General features: G+C 55.2%; 18 protein-coding genes. 5 read left to right on the top strand and 13 right to left on the bottom strand.

Annotated features, from left to right (window positions below):
- Position 1: 1 nt before the first annotated feature.
- The 11 genes from CVE23_RS09385 to CVE23_RS09340 form a co-directional block, all read right to left on the bottom strand.
- Positions 2 to 658, bottom strand: a complete 657-nt coding sequence (locus tag CVE23_RS09385) for an ABC transporter ATP-binding protein (protein ID WP_225622662.1) — start codon at positions 656 to 658, stop codon at positions 2 to 4.
- Positions 659 to 734: 76 nt separating this feature from the next.
- Positions 735 to 1,115 carry a hypothetical protein gene (locus tag CVE23_RS09380; protein WP_100849394.1) on the bottom strand — a complete coding sequence of 127 codons (381 nt, stop codon included), beginning with the start codon at positions 1,113 to 1,115 and terminating at the stop codon, positions 735 to 737.
- Between the two features lie 93 nt (positions 1,116 to 1,208).
- The gene (locus CVE23_RS22720; protein WP_145958417.1) at positions 1,209 to 1,598 is read right to left on the bottom strand and encodes a hypothetical protein; all 390 of its coding nucleotides are present in this window, start codon (positions 1,596 to 1,598) and stop codon (positions 1,209 to 1,211) included.
- Positions 1,599 to 1,685: 87 nt separating this feature from the next.
- On the bottom strand, positions 1,686 to 2,057 hold the full coding sequence (locus CVE23_RS22715; protein WP_145958416.1) for a hypothetical protein: 372 nt from the start codon (positions 2,055 to 2,057) through the stop codon (positions 1,686 to 1,688).
- 405 nt (positions 2,058 to 2,462) lie between these two features.
- Positions 2,463 to 2,951, bottom strand: a complete 489-nt coding sequence (locus CVE23_RS09370) for an Hsp20 family protein (protein ID WP_100849392.1) — start codon at positions 2,949 to 2,951, stop codon at positions 2,463 to 2,465.
- Between the two features lie 167 nt (positions 2,952 to 3,118).
- Positions 3,119 to 4,423: a purine-cytosine permease family protein gene (locus CVE23_RS09365; RefSeq protein WP_100849391.1), complete on the bottom strand. Its 1,305-nt coding sequence runs from the start codon at positions 4,421 to 4,423 to the stop codon at positions 3,119 to 3,121.
- A 214-nt stretch (positions 4,424 to 4,637) separates the two neighbouring features.
- Positions 4,638 to 5,660, bottom strand: a complete 1,023-nt coding sequence (locus CVE23_RS09360) for a 5-oxoprolinase subunit C family protein (RefSeq protein WP_100849390.1) — start codon at positions 5,658 to 5,660, stop codon at positions 4,638 to 4,640.
- Positions 5,650 to 6,531: a 5-oxoprolinase subunit B family protein gene (locus CVE23_RS09355; protein ID WP_049854347.1), complete on the bottom strand. Its 882-nt coding sequence runs from the start codon at positions 6,529 to 6,531 to the stop codon at positions 5,650 to 5,652. Before CVE23_RS09355 ends, CVE23_RS09360 begins: the two co-directional genes overlap by 11 nt.
- A gap of 1 nt (position 6,532) precedes the next feature.
- The gene (locus tag CVE23_RS09350; protein ID WP_100849389.1) at positions 6,533 to 7,918 is read right to left on the bottom strand and encodes an acetyl-CoA carboxylase biotin carboxylase subunit; all 1,386 of its coding nucleotides are present in this window, start codon (positions 7,916 to 7,918) and stop codon (positions 6,533 to 6,535) included.
- Positions 7,919 to 7,975: 57 nt separating this feature from the next.
- Positions 7,976 to 8,224, bottom strand: a complete 249-nt coding sequence (locus CVE23_RS09345) for an acetyl-CoA carboxylase (RefSeq protein ID WP_038918755.1) — start codon at positions 8,222 to 8,224, stop codon at positions 7,976 to 7,978.
- Between the two features lie 29 nt (positions 8,225 to 8,253).
- Positions 8,254 to 9,036 carry a 5-oxoprolinase subunit PxpA gene (locus CVE23_RS09340; RefSeq protein ID WP_038918754.1) on the bottom strand — a complete coding sequence of 261 codons (783 nt, stop codon included), beginning with the start codon at positions 9,034 to 9,036 and terminating at the stop codon, positions 8,254 to 8,256.
- 127 nt (positions 9,037 to 9,163) lie between these two features.
- Between CVE23_RS09340 and CVE23_RS09335 the strand changes: the two genes are divergently transcribed.
- Positions 9,164 to 10,078: a LysR family transcriptional regulator gene (locus tag CVE23_RS09335; RefSeq protein ID WP_038659674.1), complete on the top strand. Its 915-nt coding sequence runs from the start codon at positions 9,164 to 9,166 to the stop codon at positions 10,076 to 10,078.
- Here the strand turns inward: CVE23_RS09335 and CVE23_RS09330 are convergent.
- Positions 10,075 to 11,256, bottom strand: coding sequence for an MFS transporter (locus CVE23_RS09330; RefSeq protein WP_100849388.1), 1,182 nt, complete (start codon positions 11,254 to 11,256; stop codon positions 10,075 to 10,077). The genes CVE23_RS09335 and CVE23_RS09330 overlap by 4 nt on opposite strands.
- A 97-nt stretch (positions 11,257 to 11,353) precedes the next feature.
- Here CVE23_RS09330 and CVE23_RS09325 point away from each other — a divergent pair, with 97 nt between their 5' ends.
- The gene (locus tag CVE23_RS09325) at positions 11,354 to 11,848 is read left to right on the top strand and encodes a MarR family winged helix-turn-helix transcriptional regulator (protein ID WP_100849387.1); all 495 of its coding nucleotides are present in this window, start codon (positions 11,354 to 11,356) and stop codon (positions 11,846 to 11,848) included.
- Between the two features lie 71 nt (positions 11,849 to 11,919).
- On the opposite strand, the gene ompX is transcribed toward CVE23_RS09325, so the two are convergent.
- Positions 11,920 to 12,435, bottom strand: a complete 516-nt coding sequence (ompX, locus tag CVE23_RS09320) for an outer membrane protein OmpX (RefSeq protein WP_038918750.1) — start codon at positions 12,433 to 12,435, stop codon at positions 11,920 to 11,922.
- 371 nt (positions 12,436 to 12,806) lie between these two features.
- On the opposite strand from ompX, the gene rhtA reads away from it, so the two are divergent.
- The 3 genes from rhtA to glnH all read left to right on the top strand — a co-directional run bounded on the left by rhtA (position 12,807) and on the right by glnH (position 15,875).
- Positions 12,807 to 13,688, top strand: coding sequence for a threonine/homoserine exporter RhtA (rhtA, locus tag CVE23_RS09315; protein WP_038918749.1), 882 nt, complete (start codon positions 12,807 to 12,809; stop codon positions 13,686 to 13,688).
- A 435-nt stretch (positions 13,689 to 14,123) separates the two neighbouring features.
- Positions 14,124 to 14,627, top strand: coding sequence for a DNA starvation/stationary phase protection protein Dps (dps, locus tag CVE23_RS09310; protein ID WP_038918748.1), 504 nt, complete (start codon positions 14,124 to 14,126; stop codon positions 14,625 to 14,627).
- Positions 14,628 to 15,128: 501 nt separating this feature from the next.
- Entirely contained in the window at positions 15,129 to 15,875 is a 747-nt protein-coding gene (glnH, locus tag CVE23_RS09305) for a glutamine ABC transporter substrate-binding protein GlnH (RefSeq protein WP_100849386.1), read from the top strand.
- Positions 15,876 to 15,905 lie beyond the last annotated feature (30 nt).

Here is a 15,905-nt window from a genome sequence, read left to right as displayed (position 1 = left end):
TTCACTCCCCGACCAGCGTACCATCATGCATGCGGCAACGCCGCTGCAGCCGCTGCGCCAATCGTTCGTCATGGGTCACCATGACGATGGTTAACGCCCGCTGGCGGTTGATGTCCAGCAACAGGTTGAGGATTTCCTGCGCGGTTTCAGCATCCAGATTGCCGGTCGGTTCATCAGCCAGCAACACGGCCGGCTCGCCCACCAGCGCCCGGGCCAATGCGACCCGCTGGCGCTGCCCGCCGGACAGTGCTGCCGGGCGTTGCAGACGATGCGAATACATGCCCAATTCGCCCAGAACCCCTGCGGCGCGGCGGCGGGCCTGCACAACCGGGACATTCCGATACAATAGCGGCAACGCCACGTTATCCAGCACGTTATGGCTGGTCAGCAAATGAAAATGCTGGAACACAAACCCCAGTTTTTGATTACGCAACCAGGCCCGCAAACTGGCGGAACACTGCCGAATATCCTCGCCATCCAGGTGATAGCTGCCCTGCTGTAGCGGCTCCAGCAGCCCCAGCACATTGAGCAACGTACTCTTGCCGCTGCCGGAGCGGCCGAGAATAGCGCAGGTTTCTCCGTGCCGGATATGTAATGAAAGCGCACGCAAGATCACCGTGTCACCATAACGGTGGTGCAAATTTTCGATCCGAATCACAGGTATCCGTTTCCCGACCGCACCCCCCACGAAAAGCAGTGAGCGATAACTGCCGTGGAGTACGGCAAATAAACCATCACGACACATCGTCCATGCTTATCACATCAAACTCGCGATAAAAATGCTTATCTTTTTCCCTGTATTTGCTGCCGCCACATTGCTGTAGCGTGTCATTTTTCGAACTTTTATAAAAAACGACATGGAGTTTTATCGGCCGGGGAACGGCAGTAGTCGCGGCGATAGTGGCCTCCAGGTAATCATCCGGCATGTAATACACCGACTTATTATCGCTAAAATCTTTATGGTCCATTCGGGAAAGAGCGACGCAATACCCACTTGCATTTCCCAAATGCGTATTTTTAGAAAAAACCTCTTCATTCTTTGCCGCTGCCATCCCCGACAGCATGAGGGCGAAGGTTATAGTCGAAGCAGAAAGAAACTTTTCAACATGCTTCATGATTCACCTCTGGTAGTATTAAATAAAAAACGTTTTATTTCACACTCATTATGATGACGACAACGCGTACAAATTTAGCGATACCATGCACCATTAACTTGGTGGGTTTATATCAACGACCGTGCGATTAAAATGCACATTTTTTCTTGTTTTATTCGATGAAGCATCTACATTGTTGCCACAGCTAGTTTTAGTATCTGAAGATGAACTGGGCACATAAATAACATGAAGCTTTGCAGGGTGATCGCCAGGCAACTGATTGAAATGACCATTACCTAGCTCAAAATAATGCGCATTATTTATATCTTTACCATCTGGTCGATATAACGCGACACAATAGCCACTCGAATTATGTACGCCCGTTTCGGTTTTACCTGGCTGGTATTTGACGAATATCGATTTTGACTTGTCCGCCTGTACCATCGTGGCAGACAACAGACATCCCCCGACAGCGAAGGAAAAAAACCATTTACCATATTTCATAATTCACCTCTGATGTTGTAAAAGTGGATATTGTAAAAATAACCAATGAAATATTTTCATTTACCTATGCATTCAGCACTCTCTTCATTACCTGGCATCGTCCGTGCTTAGTGCAGAAAGCGGCGTATCTATTTTCAAGTGTTTATTTCTTTTCATATACAATTCGCCATGACAAGGCACAGTGGCGACATTGCTATCCCGCTTGTCATTTTTGTAAAAATCAACCTTAAGATACACAGGATGATTTGCCGGTATAACATCACCAGAATCATCTTTAAAGTAAATATGCTCCTGGTTATTGCTAAAAAGCTGTTTATCTTTTCTATAGACATCAGCACAATAACCACTTTCGTTAATCAGATAAGTATCACCAGAATACAAATTCTTATCTCTGGCCTCTGCCGTATCTAAAAGCACGAATGCTGACGTTATAAAAACCAACCCTACCACGTATTTCATAGCAAGCACCTCTGCCATTCTAGTGAAAAGTGGATACAACCCAAACACCAGTTCAGCCAGACTATCCCTACACCATACAGTCCATACACAATAATTTTTGTTATGTTATCTTCAGTGCAAAAAATGCCATTATAAAAGATGAAGCATAATTAATGCTCAGATTAAACACTCTCAATCCAGATGAGTAAAATAGATATTATTCGGCATCTCCCATATCGACATCGGAATACTCCCAACTGTCGCAGCAGAAAAACTATCGTTATAAAACAAAAGGGAATAAATATTTCCATACAGCAATCGACAACCTGCAACGTTCCCATCAATATCAGATAAGCGCTCCTGAATTATTAAAAAAAAGCCCCGATACTATCGGGGCAAAACATCTTAATGAGGAATAAGAAAAAATTAATGTTCGTGTTCCAATGCCTGAACCCCCGCCTGATTGCGGTTTTCAATGGCAATTTTTTTCGGCTTTTCGTTTTCCGGAATATCCTGCTTTAACGTGACGGTCAGCAGGCCATTTTCCAGATGCGCGCTTTCTACATTAACATGCTCCGGCAATGAATAACTGATGCTGAAATCAGTGTGGCTAATGCCGCGATAGAGCCAGCCGTCCTGCTCCTGCTCCGCTTCCGACACGTCTTCCTTACGTTTGCCGCTGATAGTGAGCTGACCGCCATGCGTGCTGATCTCCAGTTCCTCTTCACGCCAGCCGGGCACGCTAACCGTGATGCCATAGTGCGTATCGTCAAGCCGGCGGATGTCGTAGGATGGCGCCGCAGTGAGCGGCGTATCGCCGGTCAATTGGCTGAACAACCGGTCGATACGGTTGAAACGGTCAGAGAACAGCGAGTCGGTGATTGCCGGAAATAAAGACATGGGTTTGAATGCCATGGTTAACCTCCTGAATATATCGTTACACACATTCAAAAGTGCAAACCGCAAGGCAACGACAGTGTCTTGCTTTCACCTTTTCATATAGACTCGCGTTCGATTTTTTCAAGGCCAATGGCTGAAAAATGTGCGCGCAGGCGGCGAGCGGGCATCCCTGCCCTGCGCTTTCAGGCGCTACGCTTGTGCGGCAACAACCCGTACAGCACCAGCGCGACGGCAAAGGTCACCGGCGCGGAAAACGACTGCAACACGGCGCTGCCGTGCATCAATGCCACCCCGGCTATCACGCTCAGCAGCCAGGCGCCGAGACCGGTCGGATTAAACGCGCGCACCGGCGCTGCGGTGGGTTGCGCACGGTGAAAGGCGATATGCGCCAGCGCCACGCCGACCCACGCCACCACAAATACCCCCTGGTAGGCCAGCGCCTGCAAAATATAGGCGAACACATCCGCCAGCATCAGGACATAGACCGCCGCCCCTACCACGCAGGCCCAGACAATCTTGCGATAACGCAGCCGCAGCAGGCGATCAAAAAACACCTGCATGTTGACGGTAGCCAGATAATAGTTGGCGGTATTGATGCGCGTCTGAGTCACCCACACGAACAACAGTCCCCAGAATCCCAGCAGATTGAGGATATTCACCACCACCGCGGTTTCACTGACACCATTCTGCTGGGCAAAACTGCTGACCAGATAGATGCCGACCACCCCGTTCAACAGAAACGTGATCAGATAGAACGGCATACCGAAATTGATGCGCGCGTGGTACCGGCTGTCTTCCTGACGGCCAAACCGGGCGTAATCGAAGGTGTACATCATCAAAATCCACACCCCCATGTAGTAGGTGAAGCAGTTCCACCAGCCATAGGCGGGCGGCGATGCCGGGCCGAATGACAACCATTGCGGCTGATAGCCATAATGCTGAATAGACACCGCCACCGTCAGCGCCAGCCCGAGCAGATAAAACGGCAGCAGCACGCCGTTGAACTTGTCCAGCCAGTGCTGCACGCTGCCGAAAATCAGCGGCACGCTGTAGAGCACCACCAGCAGCGCGGCCCAGTGGTAATCCAGCGACGGGAACAGGTGATTGATGGCGAACGCAATCACCGAACCTTCAAACACCGCGTAATAAATGGCGGTGGAGAAAAAGATCAGCGTCGCCAGCGCCGACCCCGCCTGGCCGAACAGCTGGCCGGAAAATGCCGCCACCGACAGGCCGCTGCGAATAGCGAAGCGGCTAATGGCTGCGTTGATCAAACCGTAGCACACGACGGATAACACCATACCGATAATGGCATTGCGCGCACCGTAATTCAGCGCCAGCGACGCCCCTACCACAATATAGAAAATCGCGCTGCACACCGCCCACCAGGCCATGGTCAGCGATAGTTTTCCCATACGCTCCGTTGCGGACACCGTATCGGCAGGCGATGCCGCCGCTGCCCCCTGAACATCAGATACCTCAGCCATCGCAACCCCTCCACAGACCCGTATTTAATGACATGCCGCCAGCGTCATACGGCATGCCGGCATGCGTTATGGCCGAACCCACCCGCCGCCGCGGCAAAAGCCGCACGGTCGTTCAGGTAGTTCGGTATGTCAGACGAGGTCCCGCCGCCGTTGCCGTTCCTGGTGTTGGCGCAGGGAAAAATCGGCGGGACCGTCTGAAATCAGTGCGTTAACGTCAGTTCGTTAATAACAGCGTCAGCCGTTCAAGACGGCGGCGATAGTGTTGCCGGGCGGCCAGCGCCTCCTCCAGCGATACAGGCGCAAAACGAACGCCATAGTGGGGTTGTAGTTGCCCGATGATGTCCAGATCGCTGCTTATCACCGTCCCCAGCGTCATGTAACCACCGCCGGACACCGCATCGCGCAACAGAATGATCGGCTCCAGACCACCCGGCACCTGCACCGAGCCGATGGGGTAACAGGCATCGACGATATTGGACGGATCAGAGCCGGCGCCAAACGGTGGCGTACGCGGTTCAAACGCCAGCGGCGCCCCGCCCTTGAGCCGGTAGCCGATGCGGTCGGCTTCGGTGCCGACCCGCCAGTCATCGGCAAAAAACTGTTCTACCGCCGCCGGGGTCAGGCGGTGAATGTATAACCCGGTCACCATGCGCAGCGTCACGCGCTTGTCGAGCGGCTGGAGACAGTCGGCCGGCACGGTCACATCCGGCGCCGTTTTACGGTACGGCGTCCCTACCGGCAGCACATCATTGGCGGCCAGTCGACGCCCCTGATAACCGCCCAGCGCGCCGAGCGCATAGGTCGAACGGCTGTCCAGTACCTCCGGCACCGCGATGCCGCCCGCCACCGCCAGATAGGCGCGGCACCCGGCCGTCGTCGGCGCAAACCGCAGTACCTGACCGGCACGCACCGCAAACGAGGTATCCATCGGCATCGCCATACCGTCCAGCAGCGGCGGCATCCGCGCCCCGCACACCGCCACCAGCGCATCGCCCTCAAACTGCAGTTCCGGCCCCAGCAACGTCATTTCCAGTACAGCCGCCTGCGCCGGATTGCCCACCAGCAAATTCGCCAGCCGCAACGAATACTGGTCCAGCCCACCGGACGGCGGAATACCGAGGTGGTAATAGCCTTCGCGACCGCCATCTTGTATTGAGGTCGCCAGCCCCGGCCGGATGACATTGATCCGTACATTCGATATCTGCACACTTGATATCTGCGCGCTACTACCCTGCATACAGTACCCCCTGAAGATAGTGTTGATAGCCGGCCGGGTCAGCGAGGAACTTATCCAGTTCAAACGTTACCGGGCGAATGCGCAGGCTGAAGCGACCGGCTTCAACCGCCTGTACGTCCTGTTCATACCGTGCCAGATCGATCGGTTTGAACTGCACGATGTCGCCCGCGCGGAAAAACACCATCGACGATTGCAGATAGTCCAGGCGCTGTTCCGGGTCGTAAATCGGCGCCGGAGTGACGCCAAACAGCTGGTAGCCGCCCGCCCCCCGCACCGAGTAGATACAGCCGAAACAGCCGCCGTGCCCCAGCGACAGTTTGGGGGTATCGGTACGCGGTCGCAGGTATTTCGGCACCTGAAGCTGCTGCGCCTGCTCCACCATTTGAAACATGAACGGCAATCCCGCCACAAATCCCACCATCGACACGAACCACGGCGTGCCGCTGTGCGCCGCAATGAACGCCGCCACGTCCTGATAACCGTTGATGCGCGCGGCATATTCCAGATCGGTAGCCGCTGGATCCTGATGGCGATCGCGAAACCGCATCAGGGTTTCGTGGGTCCAGGGGTCGTTGTACAGCACCGGAATTTCGATGATGCGCGTGTCGAGCACCGTCATCGTCTGCGCCTGCTGTTCAGTGCTCTGCACCCTCTCCAGCAGCGCCTGCGGCGCGATGACATCCGGATTGAAACGCACCTGAAAGGACGCATTAGCCAGGCAAATATCCAGCACGCCGGGCAGCGCCTGCTGCTCCAGCGCGCGGGTCATCGCCAGTCCGCGGAAAAACGCGCCCAGCGACATTGCTTGGTCAATCTCGGCAAACAGGTGCTCATCGCCGCCAAAGGTGTAGCGTATTGCAGGAAACGTCATCTCAGGCCTCCTTCGACAGCGACAGTGATTCGGCTTCTCGCGCCTGCAGCCAGCTTTCCAACGAGGTGGTATCAAAGTGCCCGGCGCGCAGACGGGTATCCGTCAGCAGCCATTGATGCAATGACTGCGTGGTGGTGATGCCGCCGATCCGCAACTGATTCAGCGCCTGCTCGGCACGGGCCAGCGTCTGCTGGCGCGTCGGTCCGGATACCACCAGCTTGGCCAGCAGAGAGTCGTAATACGGCGGGACGCGGTAACCGCTAAACAGATGGCTGTCGATGCGAATGCCGGGGCCTTGCGGCCAGGTCAGCGAGTCCACCACGCCGGGACAGGGGAAGAAATTACGCGCCGGATCTTCAGCGTTGATGCGCATTTCACAGGCATGACCATGCAGCTCGATCGTCTCCTGACGCAGACTGAGCGGTTCGCCGCCGGCGATACGCAACATCCACTGCACCAAATCGACGCCGGTAACCCGCTCCGTGACCGGATGTTCAACCTGGATGCGGGTGTTCATTTCGATAAAATAGAACTGTTCCCGCTCGGCATCGAACAGATATTCCAGCGTACCGGCGCTGCGGTAGCGTAACTGTTGCGCCAGTTGCAGGGCGCTGCCACACAACGCCTCGCGCTGCGTCGACGTCAGTGCCGGCGACGGCGCTTCTTCAAACACTTTCTGGCGACGACGTTGCAACGAACATTCGCGCTCATACAGATGCACCGCCCGCTCGCCGTCGCCCAGAATTTGTACTTCGATATGACGAGCATGGCGAATAAACAACTCCAGGTAGACATCGCCGCATCCGAACGCGGCTCTCGCTTCGCTCTGGGCAATCGGAAACTCGCGTTTCAGGTCATCCTCATGATTGACGACCCGGATACCGCGCCCGCCGCCGCCGGCCGCCGCCTTGATTAGCAACGGATAGCCGATCTCTGTGGCGGCCTGTAACGCCGCCTCCAGCGACGACAACACCCCCGAACCGGGCACAACCGGCACCCCCGCCGCCTGCGCGGTGTGCCGCGCCACGGCCTTGTCGCCCATCATGCGAATGGTTTCCGCCGTCGGGCCGACAAACACCAGCCCGGCCTGCTCCACCGCGTCGGCGAAGGCGGCATTCTCAGACAGAAAACCGTATCCCGGATGTATCGCATCCGCCCCGCTGTCGCTGGCCGCCTGCAACAACGCGGCCTGATTCAGGTAACTCTGGTCGGCGCGCGCCGGCCCCAGCAGCACCTTTTCATCCGCCAGACGCACGGGCAGCGAATCGACATCGGCCTCGCTACAGGCGGCCACCGTGGCAATCCCCAGACTGCGGGCGGCATGAATAATGCGAACGGCAATTTCCCCCCGGTTGGCGATAAGCAATTTTTTGATCGGCTGACGCATTATGCGGCCCTCCTGATGACGTAATGTAATAATGAGGATATAGGGTAGGTTTTACCGTTATTCATCGATTTTTATGATGGCTATTACCTGCCCCGGCTCCAGCGCATCACCGCTATTCACACAGAAAGACACCAATTCGCCAGCCTGCTCCGCATAAATTTCACTGAACTGTTTCATCACCTCGACCAGACCAATAACGCTATTCGCGGTAACCGGGGTATTTTCTTCAATAAACGCGGGAGCATCCGGTGCGGGCTGACGATAAAAAATACCCGGTAAAGGAGAACAAACCTCATATGTTTTCATTAGCCTCAATCCTTATAATTATTTATCAATTACCGATTATTAAAACTATTCTGCAATGGCGAACGCACGCGAATATTGGCGTTATTCAATGCGTCCCGGGTCGCTTTAATTAATGTCAGCGCGCCGGGCGTATCGCTATGAATACAAATCGAATCAAACTCGACGTGAATGTCTTCGCCGTCAACCGTCGTCACTTTGCCTTCCACACAGGCGCGCACCACTTTCGCCGCCACCCGCGCCGGGTCCAGCTCGCCAACCCGGCGGGTAAATACGATAGAGCCGCTGGCGTCGTATTCCCTGTCGCCATAAAATTCACAAATAACAGGGTGTTGCAGTTTTCTTGCTTCCTGCCAGACCCATGACCCGTGCAGACAAAACAGCCGTAATTCAGGGTCCAACCGATGCAGGGTTTCCACAAACAGCTGCGCGGACGGCTGATCGCGCGCCAGATGCATATACAGCGCCCCGTGCGGTTTAACGTGCTGCAACGGTAATTGATACAGCCGGGTAAATTCACGCAATGCCCCGAGCTGATATAGAATGTCATTCACCACTTCCTGCGGCTGACTGTGAATATGCCGCCGGCCAAAACCGACTAAATCGCGAAATCCGGGATGCGCGCCGACCGCGACGCCATAATCGCTGGCCCACTCAATGGTCTGCCGCATGGTCGAAGGATCGCCGGCGTGAAATCCGGCGGCAATATTGGCAGAACTTATATAAGACATAATCTGCCGGTCAACGTCATCGCCTATTTTCCAGGGACCAAAGTTTTCGCCCATATCGGAATTCAGATCGATTTCATATTTCATAATTATTTCTTATTTGTGATGGTTTTGTTTAAAAATAATATAGAACCACTATTTTCTATTCGGAAAGACGTATTTTCAGAATGCTCGCTATCTGAAAAACAGAACGCTCACCGACAAGGGGTATGTCATGGTTACATTGCGTCAAATCCGCTACTTCATCGCCACCGCGGAGATGGGCCAGATATCCCAGGCGGCGATTCACCTCAATATCTCGCAGTCGGCGGTCACCACCGCGATTCAGGAGTTGGAAAATCTGCTGGGAAAACCGTTGTTCCTGCGCTCGGTGCATGGCATGACGCTGACCGAAAACGGCAGTTACTTCCTTAACCACGCCTACGCCGTGCTGCGCAGCGTGGATGACGCCATGCATATTCCGCTGACCGACAATCGCATCGCCGGTTCGCTTAACATGGCCGCCAGCTATACGGTGATGGGGTATTTTCTGCCGTTTCATCTACAGCGACTGTCATACGGCTTTCCCCACGTCACTATCCATCTCAACGAACGCGAGCGGCAGGATATCGAAACGGGGTTGCTGGATCGTTCTCTGGATTTATCGCTGGTGCTGACCGCCAACATTACCCATCCGGAAATCACCGCCGAGCCCCTGTTTAATTCGGAGCGACGGCTATGGCTGCCCAGCCGTCACCCATTGTGCGACAAACCGGAGGTGAGTCTGGCGGATGTCGCCGACGAGCCCTTTATCATGTTGACGGTGGATGAAGCGGATCACAGCGCCATGCGCTATTGGGAATTGAGCGGACATCGCCCGAAGGTGATGCTGCGCACCAGTTCCGTGGAGGCGGTGCGCAGCATGGTGGCGAACGGACTGGGAGTGGCGATCCTGTCCGATCTGGTGTACCGCCCCTGGTCGCTTGAGGGGCGGCGTATCGAAACCCGATCGCTGAAAGACCGGGTGCATCCGATGAGCGTCGGGCTAGCCTGGTCCCGCGACGCCGAATTTACCCCGGCGATGCAGGCGGTTCGGGAATACTTCCGCAACCTGTTCCTGACGCCGCAGTTGGCGTTTTCACGCCGTTAGGACGACGCTGGAACCTGATGGCGCGGCGCGAAACGCAGCGCCATCAGGATCAGCACCACGACCCCCGCCGCCATGATAAGCCAGGCCTGCTCCAGAGCGCTGGTGTACTGCCGGATGAAACCCGCCAGCAGCGGCATCAGGCTGGCGATCAGATAACCGCCGCCTTGCACAAACCCCATCAGCGCCCCCGCCTGACGCGGGTCGTCCACCTGATCCAGCGCGATAATCAGCGACAGCGGAAACAGCGCGCCAATCCCCAACCCCAGCGCAATCATGATCGGCAACACCAGCGTCTGCGGCGCCAGCAACAGCCCGGCCATTCCCAGCAGCAACAATACCAATACCGGCAGCAGCAGATAACGCCGGTCCGGGAAGCGGTTGATCAGCAACGAAACCAGCAGCCCGGCCACCACTTCGGTCAGCGTCAGCCCGCCCAGCAGCAACCCGCTACGAGCGGGGCTCCAGCCAAGCTGGGTGTAGTACGGCGGCAGCCAGGCCAGCACCAGGGTATACGCGGCGGTGCCGATGCCGAAAAAGATCATCAGCGCCCAGGCCCGGTTCTGCGACGACGCGGGCGCTGAACCCGAACGCGACGCGGTATCCGGCATCGGACTCAGCGACACCGTAATCAACCAGGCCAGCGTCGCCAGCGTCGCCAACCCGCCCCATATCGCCAGCGCGCCGTCCCAGTCCATGATGTCCGCCAGCGGCGAAATGCTGGCCGCCGCCAGCGCTGCGCCGCCCATGATGGCGGTCGTGTACAACCCCATAAGCCGGCTGCTTTGCCGACTGAAACTGCGCCGCAAAAACGACGGCATCAACGCCTGAATCAACGCGATGCCGATACCGGCCAGCGCAGCGGTCAGCAACAACCCGGCGGTGCTGGTCAGCCAGCAACGCAGCAGGCAGGCGACCGCAATCCCGACAATGCCGATGCCGATGCCGCGGTATTCTCCCAGTCTGGCCTGTAGCCAACCGCCATACAGGGCGCAGATACCCATCGCGAATACCGGCAACGTAGTCAGCAGGCCAGCCTGCGTATCCCCCATGCCGGTCGCCGCCTGAATCCGCGACAGCAACGGCCCGACGCCTGCCAGCACCGGCCGGAGATTCAGCCCCAGCAACATGACGGTAATGACGACAAAAAACAGTGATCCTGCACGAATTGCGTGTGACATAACGCTCCTTATGACCCCTTGATGCTTGAACAACGACGTATATTTTCCGTAGAATATCTTCACAAAAAGAATCTTAACGTCAAGATAAATTACACTTATGACAGATCGTGCAGATAACGCTTATGAACAATGGCGGCGAGAAAGGCCGGATATTGACCCGTTCCCGATGCAGGTGCTGGGGCGGCTGTTTGAAGCCACCCAGCGGCTCGAACGGGATCATCTCAACCCGCTGTTTGCCCGTTTCGGTCTGCGTCCCGGTGAATTTGACGTGCTGGCGACGTTGCGGCGCAGCGGCGCGCCCTATGCGCTGACGCCCACGCAGTTGTACGAAGCGCTGATGATGTCGTCAGGCGGCATGACCAACCGTATCGACAGGCTGGAACAAGCGCAGTGGGTGGCGCGTCAAAACAACCCGCAGGATCGGCGCGGAACGCTGGTGACGCTAACGGAACAAGGGCGGGAACTGATGGATACGCTGGTGGCGCTGCATACTGACAATGAGCGGCAAGCGCTGGCGTCATTGAATGAAGACGAACAGCAACAGCTCAACCTGCTGCTCAAAAAATTGCTGGCGGGCTTGCCGCAGCCATAAAAAAATCCGCCCTGTCGGGCGGATTTTTCAGCACACATCGTTTCACGCAGTGCGTGCAACGCATGGCGCGATTAGAAACGGTAGCCTACGCCTACGTTCCAGCTGCCTACGTCAACGCTGCGAACACGGCTCTGCTCGTAACCAACATCAAAGGCTACGTTCTGAACCGGGTTGAACTGCAGACCGGCGCCGTATACAAAGCCCGCATCGCTGGAGCTGTTGTTGGAAGAACCGTCGGTGTTGTTGGCGGTGAATTTAGCCGCGCTCACGCCAACCAGGCCGTAGATGCTCGCCCAGTCGTTGAAACGGAAGGACGGACCTGCGCTGAAGCCGTAGTACTGCGCTTTGTTGTAAGTACCGGCAACAGTCTGGCTGTCTTGCAGGTAGGTGAAAGACCCTACTACGCCCAGCTGGCTGTTATCGAATTCGTAACGGTATTTCAGGTTGAAACCCGGCAGTTTGTTCTGCACGCCCTGAGCGTCGCCCTGAGCATAACCAAGAGATACAGTGCTTTCGCCAGCCACTGCAGTACCTGCGCTTACGGCCAGAACACAAGCCAGAGCGGAAAGACACGCGATTTTTTTCATAATATGCCTCGAATTATCTTACGAAAGAAGATTTAAGCGAGGCAAATATAACAAAAAATTAGGGCACATGCCGCCTGGTTATTATTTTTCAATTAGGTCAAACATGTAACAATTCATTTCATTTTCAATTCATACCATTGATTTAAAACAATAAATAAAGTTCAAAGTGGTATGAAAAAATAAATGAGCCGCCCCGCTTCGATACAGAGTTTTCTTAATTTTTTGATTAATTTTCAAACTGAATTTATATCAAAAAAAAGATTTTCAAATGGAGAGTAAATTAAGGTCAATAAGAGTAAACTAACCTGGAATAATTTGTTCATTTATTGCCTGCTTTTTTCTGGTTGCACATCGAATTTTAAGGCCCCGCAATGACCTTGATTTCCACATTAAAAAACTCTGTATTACTGCCGGTATTACTGATCATCATCGCCATGCTGTCTATCCAGACCGGCGCGGCGATGGCCAAGATGGTCTTCCCGCTGATCGGCGCGTCCGGCATGACGGCGCTGCGTCTGGCGATAGGCGCGCTGATCCTGCTGGTGGTGTTCAAGCCCTGGCGGCTGCATTTCGGTTCGGATCGATTGCCGTTGCTGGTCTACGGCATCACGCTGGGCGGCATGAACTATCTGTTTTATCTGGCGCTGCGCACCGTACCGTTGGGGATCGTGGTGGCACTGGAGTTCACCGGGCCGCTGGCGGTGGCGATTATGGCTTCTCGCCGTCTGCTGGACTTCATGTGGGTATTGCTGGCCGCCGCCGGGCTGTGGCTACTGCTGCCGCTCGGGCAGCATATTGACAATGTGGATCTGACCGGCGCCGCCTTCGCCGTTGGCGCCGGCGCCTGCTGGGCGGGCTATATTCTGTTTGGTCAGAAGGCGGGCGCCAGCCACGGCGCCGGTACCGTGGCGATGGGGTCGCTGATCGCCGCGCTGGTATATTGCCCGATAGGTCTGTTGTTTTCCGATACCAACAGCCTGTTTTCCCTCAGTATTCTGCCAATCGGCATTGCGGTGGCGGTGCTCTCCACCGCCTTGCCGTATACGCTGGAGATGCTGGCGCTGACCCGGTTGCCGACGCGCACCTTCAGCACCCTGATGAGCCTGGAGCCCGCCGTGGCGGCCATATCCGGCATTATCTTTCTGAACGAGCATCTGTCACTCACCCAGTGGCTGGCGCTGGCGTTTATCATTATCGCCTCGCTGGGCACCACGCTCAGCGCGAAAAAGAACGCTGCATCGGCGTCGTCCTGAGATCCACCTTGTCCTGAATAAATAAACGGCGTCATCACCGTTCCGCCTGAAAATAACCGTTTTCCCGGCCAGTCCGGCCGGGAAATATCATTTCATGTGACTATCCCGCCGACTGACTTAATTTTCATCAGACACATTCTGAAAAGAATTGCATATTAAAATAGCACTAAAGGTGAAATGCCAGCGATTTTCTTCCGTCAAAAATCAACGCAACCTATTGTAATTTATATCAATATCTAACCCATCCTTTTCGACTATTTTACCGGCTGATTCGAATGATAAATAACGTGCCGGCAAGGCGATGCCCTTAGATGTCTGAGTCTATTCCTGTAATAGACCGAACTGAGCATCTTCCACTCATGTCGGCTGCTATAATTCGTTTCGTTGATAGCCGGAATCATTATCAGTAATAACGGAAATAAAGAGGATAATACTATGCGTACAGCTAAACTGGTAAAAACAGCTTCCGCTGATCTTATTTTCACCCGTAACGATCTGGACGATAACGTTAAAGCCTCGACCATCGCCCTGCTCAATCAGCTGGTCGTGGACTTTACCGATCTGTCGCTGATCACCAAGCAGGCGCACTGGAACATGCGCGGGGCGAACTTCATCGCCGTACACGAGATGCTGGATACCTTCCGCACCTCGCTGATTACCCACCTGGACACCTTCGCCGAGCGCGTGGTGCAGTTGGGCGGCGTAGCGACCGGCACCACTCAGGTCGTCCACGAGAAAACCGCGCTGAAGAGCTACCCGCTCAATATCCACAGCGTGCAGGACCACCTGAAAGCCCTGGCGGATCGTTACGCCGTCGTGGCAAACACCGTCCGCAAAGCCATCAGTCAGGCGCAGGACGAGGATACCGCGGACATGCTCACCGCCGCTTCCCGCGATCTGGATCAGTACCTGTGGTTCATCGAAGCCAACATCGAATAATTCATCAATGATGACCGGCGGCCCAGCCGCCGGATTTACCCGCCCATTTCCACCGGTTCATCCCTCTCTTGCTGTTTTATCCGTGCCATTTCCCACGCTTTTCTCCCTGTTAGGCAACCTGAAATAATATGCATTTTTTTTGCATCACTACGCAGATCGTTCGAATGCACGGCGCAAAACGTACAAAAAGTTAGCGCTTGTTAGCAATATTGTCCCCGGAACGTAATCAACGGTTGTGTCCCCTGCACAATTCAGTTATTCATAGCAGCGCATTCCATAGGCGTTTCTGATGGATGCCCATAATAATTAGCGGGTCTACCCGTCCTGTTTTGGCAACGACTCCCCCTGTTTTCTCCACCGCCCTCTGAATGGCAGTACGGCGGGTGACCAGACCGATGCCGGGCCATCGGCCCCATGCCTGCATGCCGGGGCTGACGCAGCAAATCCGTAAGGTGCGGTAAGACAGCGGAATATATAACCAACGAGAGGAAGGACGTTTTGATGAAATCGTTATTTAAAGCTTCACTGGCCGCACTTGCGCTGGCCTTTAGCCTGTCCGGTCAGGCGGCGGAGAAACCACTGATCGTGGCGACCGACACCGCGTTCGTGCCGTTTGAATTCAAGCAAGGCGACAAGTACGTCGGTTTTGACGTCGACCTGTGGGATGCCATCGCCAAGCAACTGAATCTGAATTACACCCTGAAGCCGATGGATTTCAGCGGCATCATCCCGGCGCTGCAGACCCGCAACGTGGACCTGGCGCTGGCCGGCATCACTATTACCGAAGAGCGTAAACGCGCAATCGATTTCTCGGACGGTTACTACAACAGCGGCCTGCTGGTGATGGTGCGCGCCGACAATCAGGACATCAAAGGCGAGCAGGATCTGGCCGGCAAAGTGGTGGCGGTGAAGAGCGGCACCGGTTCGGTCGATTACGCTAAAGCCAACATCAAAACCAAGGAACTGCGCCAGTTCCCGAACATCGACAACGCCTATCTGGAACTGGGCACCAACCGTGCCGACGCGGTGCTGCATGACACGCCGAACATCCTGTACTTCATCAAAACCGCCGGCAACGGCAAGTTCAAAACCGTAGGCGAGTCGATCAAGGCACAGCAGTACGGCGTCGCCTTCCCGAAAGGCAGCGACGAGCTGCGTAACAAGGTAAACGGCGCGCTGAAAACCCTGCGCGACAACGGCACCTACGCCACCATCTACAAAAAATGGTTCGGTACCGACCCGAAATAACGGGTGGGACACCTGACAGGTTGAATAGCT

The sequence above is a fragment of the Dickeya fangzhongdai genome (assembly GCF_002812485.1).
Classification (GTDB): domain Bacteria; phylum Pseudomonadota; class Gammaproteobacteria; order Enterobacterales; family Enterobacteriaceae; genus Dickeya; species Dickeya fangzhongdai.
Note: the sequence above shows the minus strand (reverse complement) of the source record. Positions and strands in the feature narration are given on the sequence as shown.

Bases quoted from the DNA above. Each gene is read 5' to 3' on its own strand.
- CVE23_RS09380 (WP_100849394.1), bottom strand. From the start codon at position 1,115: ATGAAGCATGTTGAAAAGTTTCTTTCTGCTTCGACTATAACCTTCGCC.
- CVE23_RS22720 (WP_145958417.1), bottom strand. From the start codon at position 1,598: ATGAAATATGGTAAATGGTTTTTTTCCTTCGCTGTCGGGGGATGTCTG.
- CVE23_RS22715 (WP_145958416.1), bottom strand. From the start codon at position 2,057: ATGAAATACGTGGTAGGGTTGGTTTTTATAACGTCAGCATTCGTGCTT.
- CVE23_RS09370 (WP_100849392.1), bottom strand. From the start codon at position 2,951: ATGGCATTCAAACCCATGTCTTTATTTCCGGCAATCACCGACTCGCTG.
- CVE23_RS09365 (WP_100849391.1), bottom strand. From the start codon at position 4,423: ATGGCTGAGGTATCTGATGTTCAGGGGGCAGCGGCGGCATCGCCTGCC.
- CVE23_RS09360 (WP_100849390.1), bottom strand. From the start codon at position 5,660: ATGCAGGGTAGTAGCGCGCAGATATCAAGTGTGCAGATATCGAATGTA.
- CVE23_RS09355 (WP_049854347.1), bottom strand. From the start codon at position 6,531: ATGACGTTTCCTGCAATACGCTACACCTTTGGCGGCGATGAGCACCTG.
- CVE23_RS09350 (WP_100849389.1), bottom strand. From the start codon at position 7,918: ATGCGTCAGCCGATCAAAAAATTGCTTATCGCCAACCGGGGGGAAATT.
- CVE23_RS09345 (WP_038918755.1), bottom strand. From the start codon at position 8,224: ATGAAAACATATGAGGTTTGTTCTCCTTTACCGGGTATTTTTTATCGT.
- CVE23_RS09340 (WP_038918754.1), bottom strand. From the start codon at position 9,036: ATGAAATATGAAATCGATCTGAATTCCGATATGGGCGAAAACTTTGGT.
- CVE23_RS09335 (WP_038659674.1), top strand. From the start codon at position 9,164: ATGGTTACATTGCGTCAAATCCGCTACTTCATCGCCACCGCGGAGATG.
- CVE23_RS09330 (WP_100849388.1), bottom strand. From the start codon at position 11,256: ATGTCACACGCAATTCGTGCAGGATCACTGTTTTTTGTCGTCATTACC.
- CVE23_RS09325 (WP_100849387.1), top strand. From the start codon at position 11,354: ATGACAGATCGTGCAGATAACGCTTATGAACAATGGCGGCGAGAAAGG.
- ompX (WP_038918750.1), bottom strand. From the start codon at position 12,435: ATGAAAAAAATCGCGTGTCTTTCCGCTCTGGCTTGTGTTCTGGCCGTA.
- rhtA (WP_038918749.1), top strand. From the start codon at position 12,807: ATGACCTTGATTTCCACATTAAAAAACTCTGTATTACTGCCGGTATTA.
- dps (WP_038918748.1), top strand. From the start codon at position 14,124: ATGCGTACAGCTAAACTGGTAAAAACAGCTTCCGCTGATCTTATTTTC.
- glnH (WP_100849386.1), top strand. From the start codon at position 15,129: ATGAAATCGTTATTTAAAGCTTCACTGGCCGCACTTGCGCTGGCCTTT.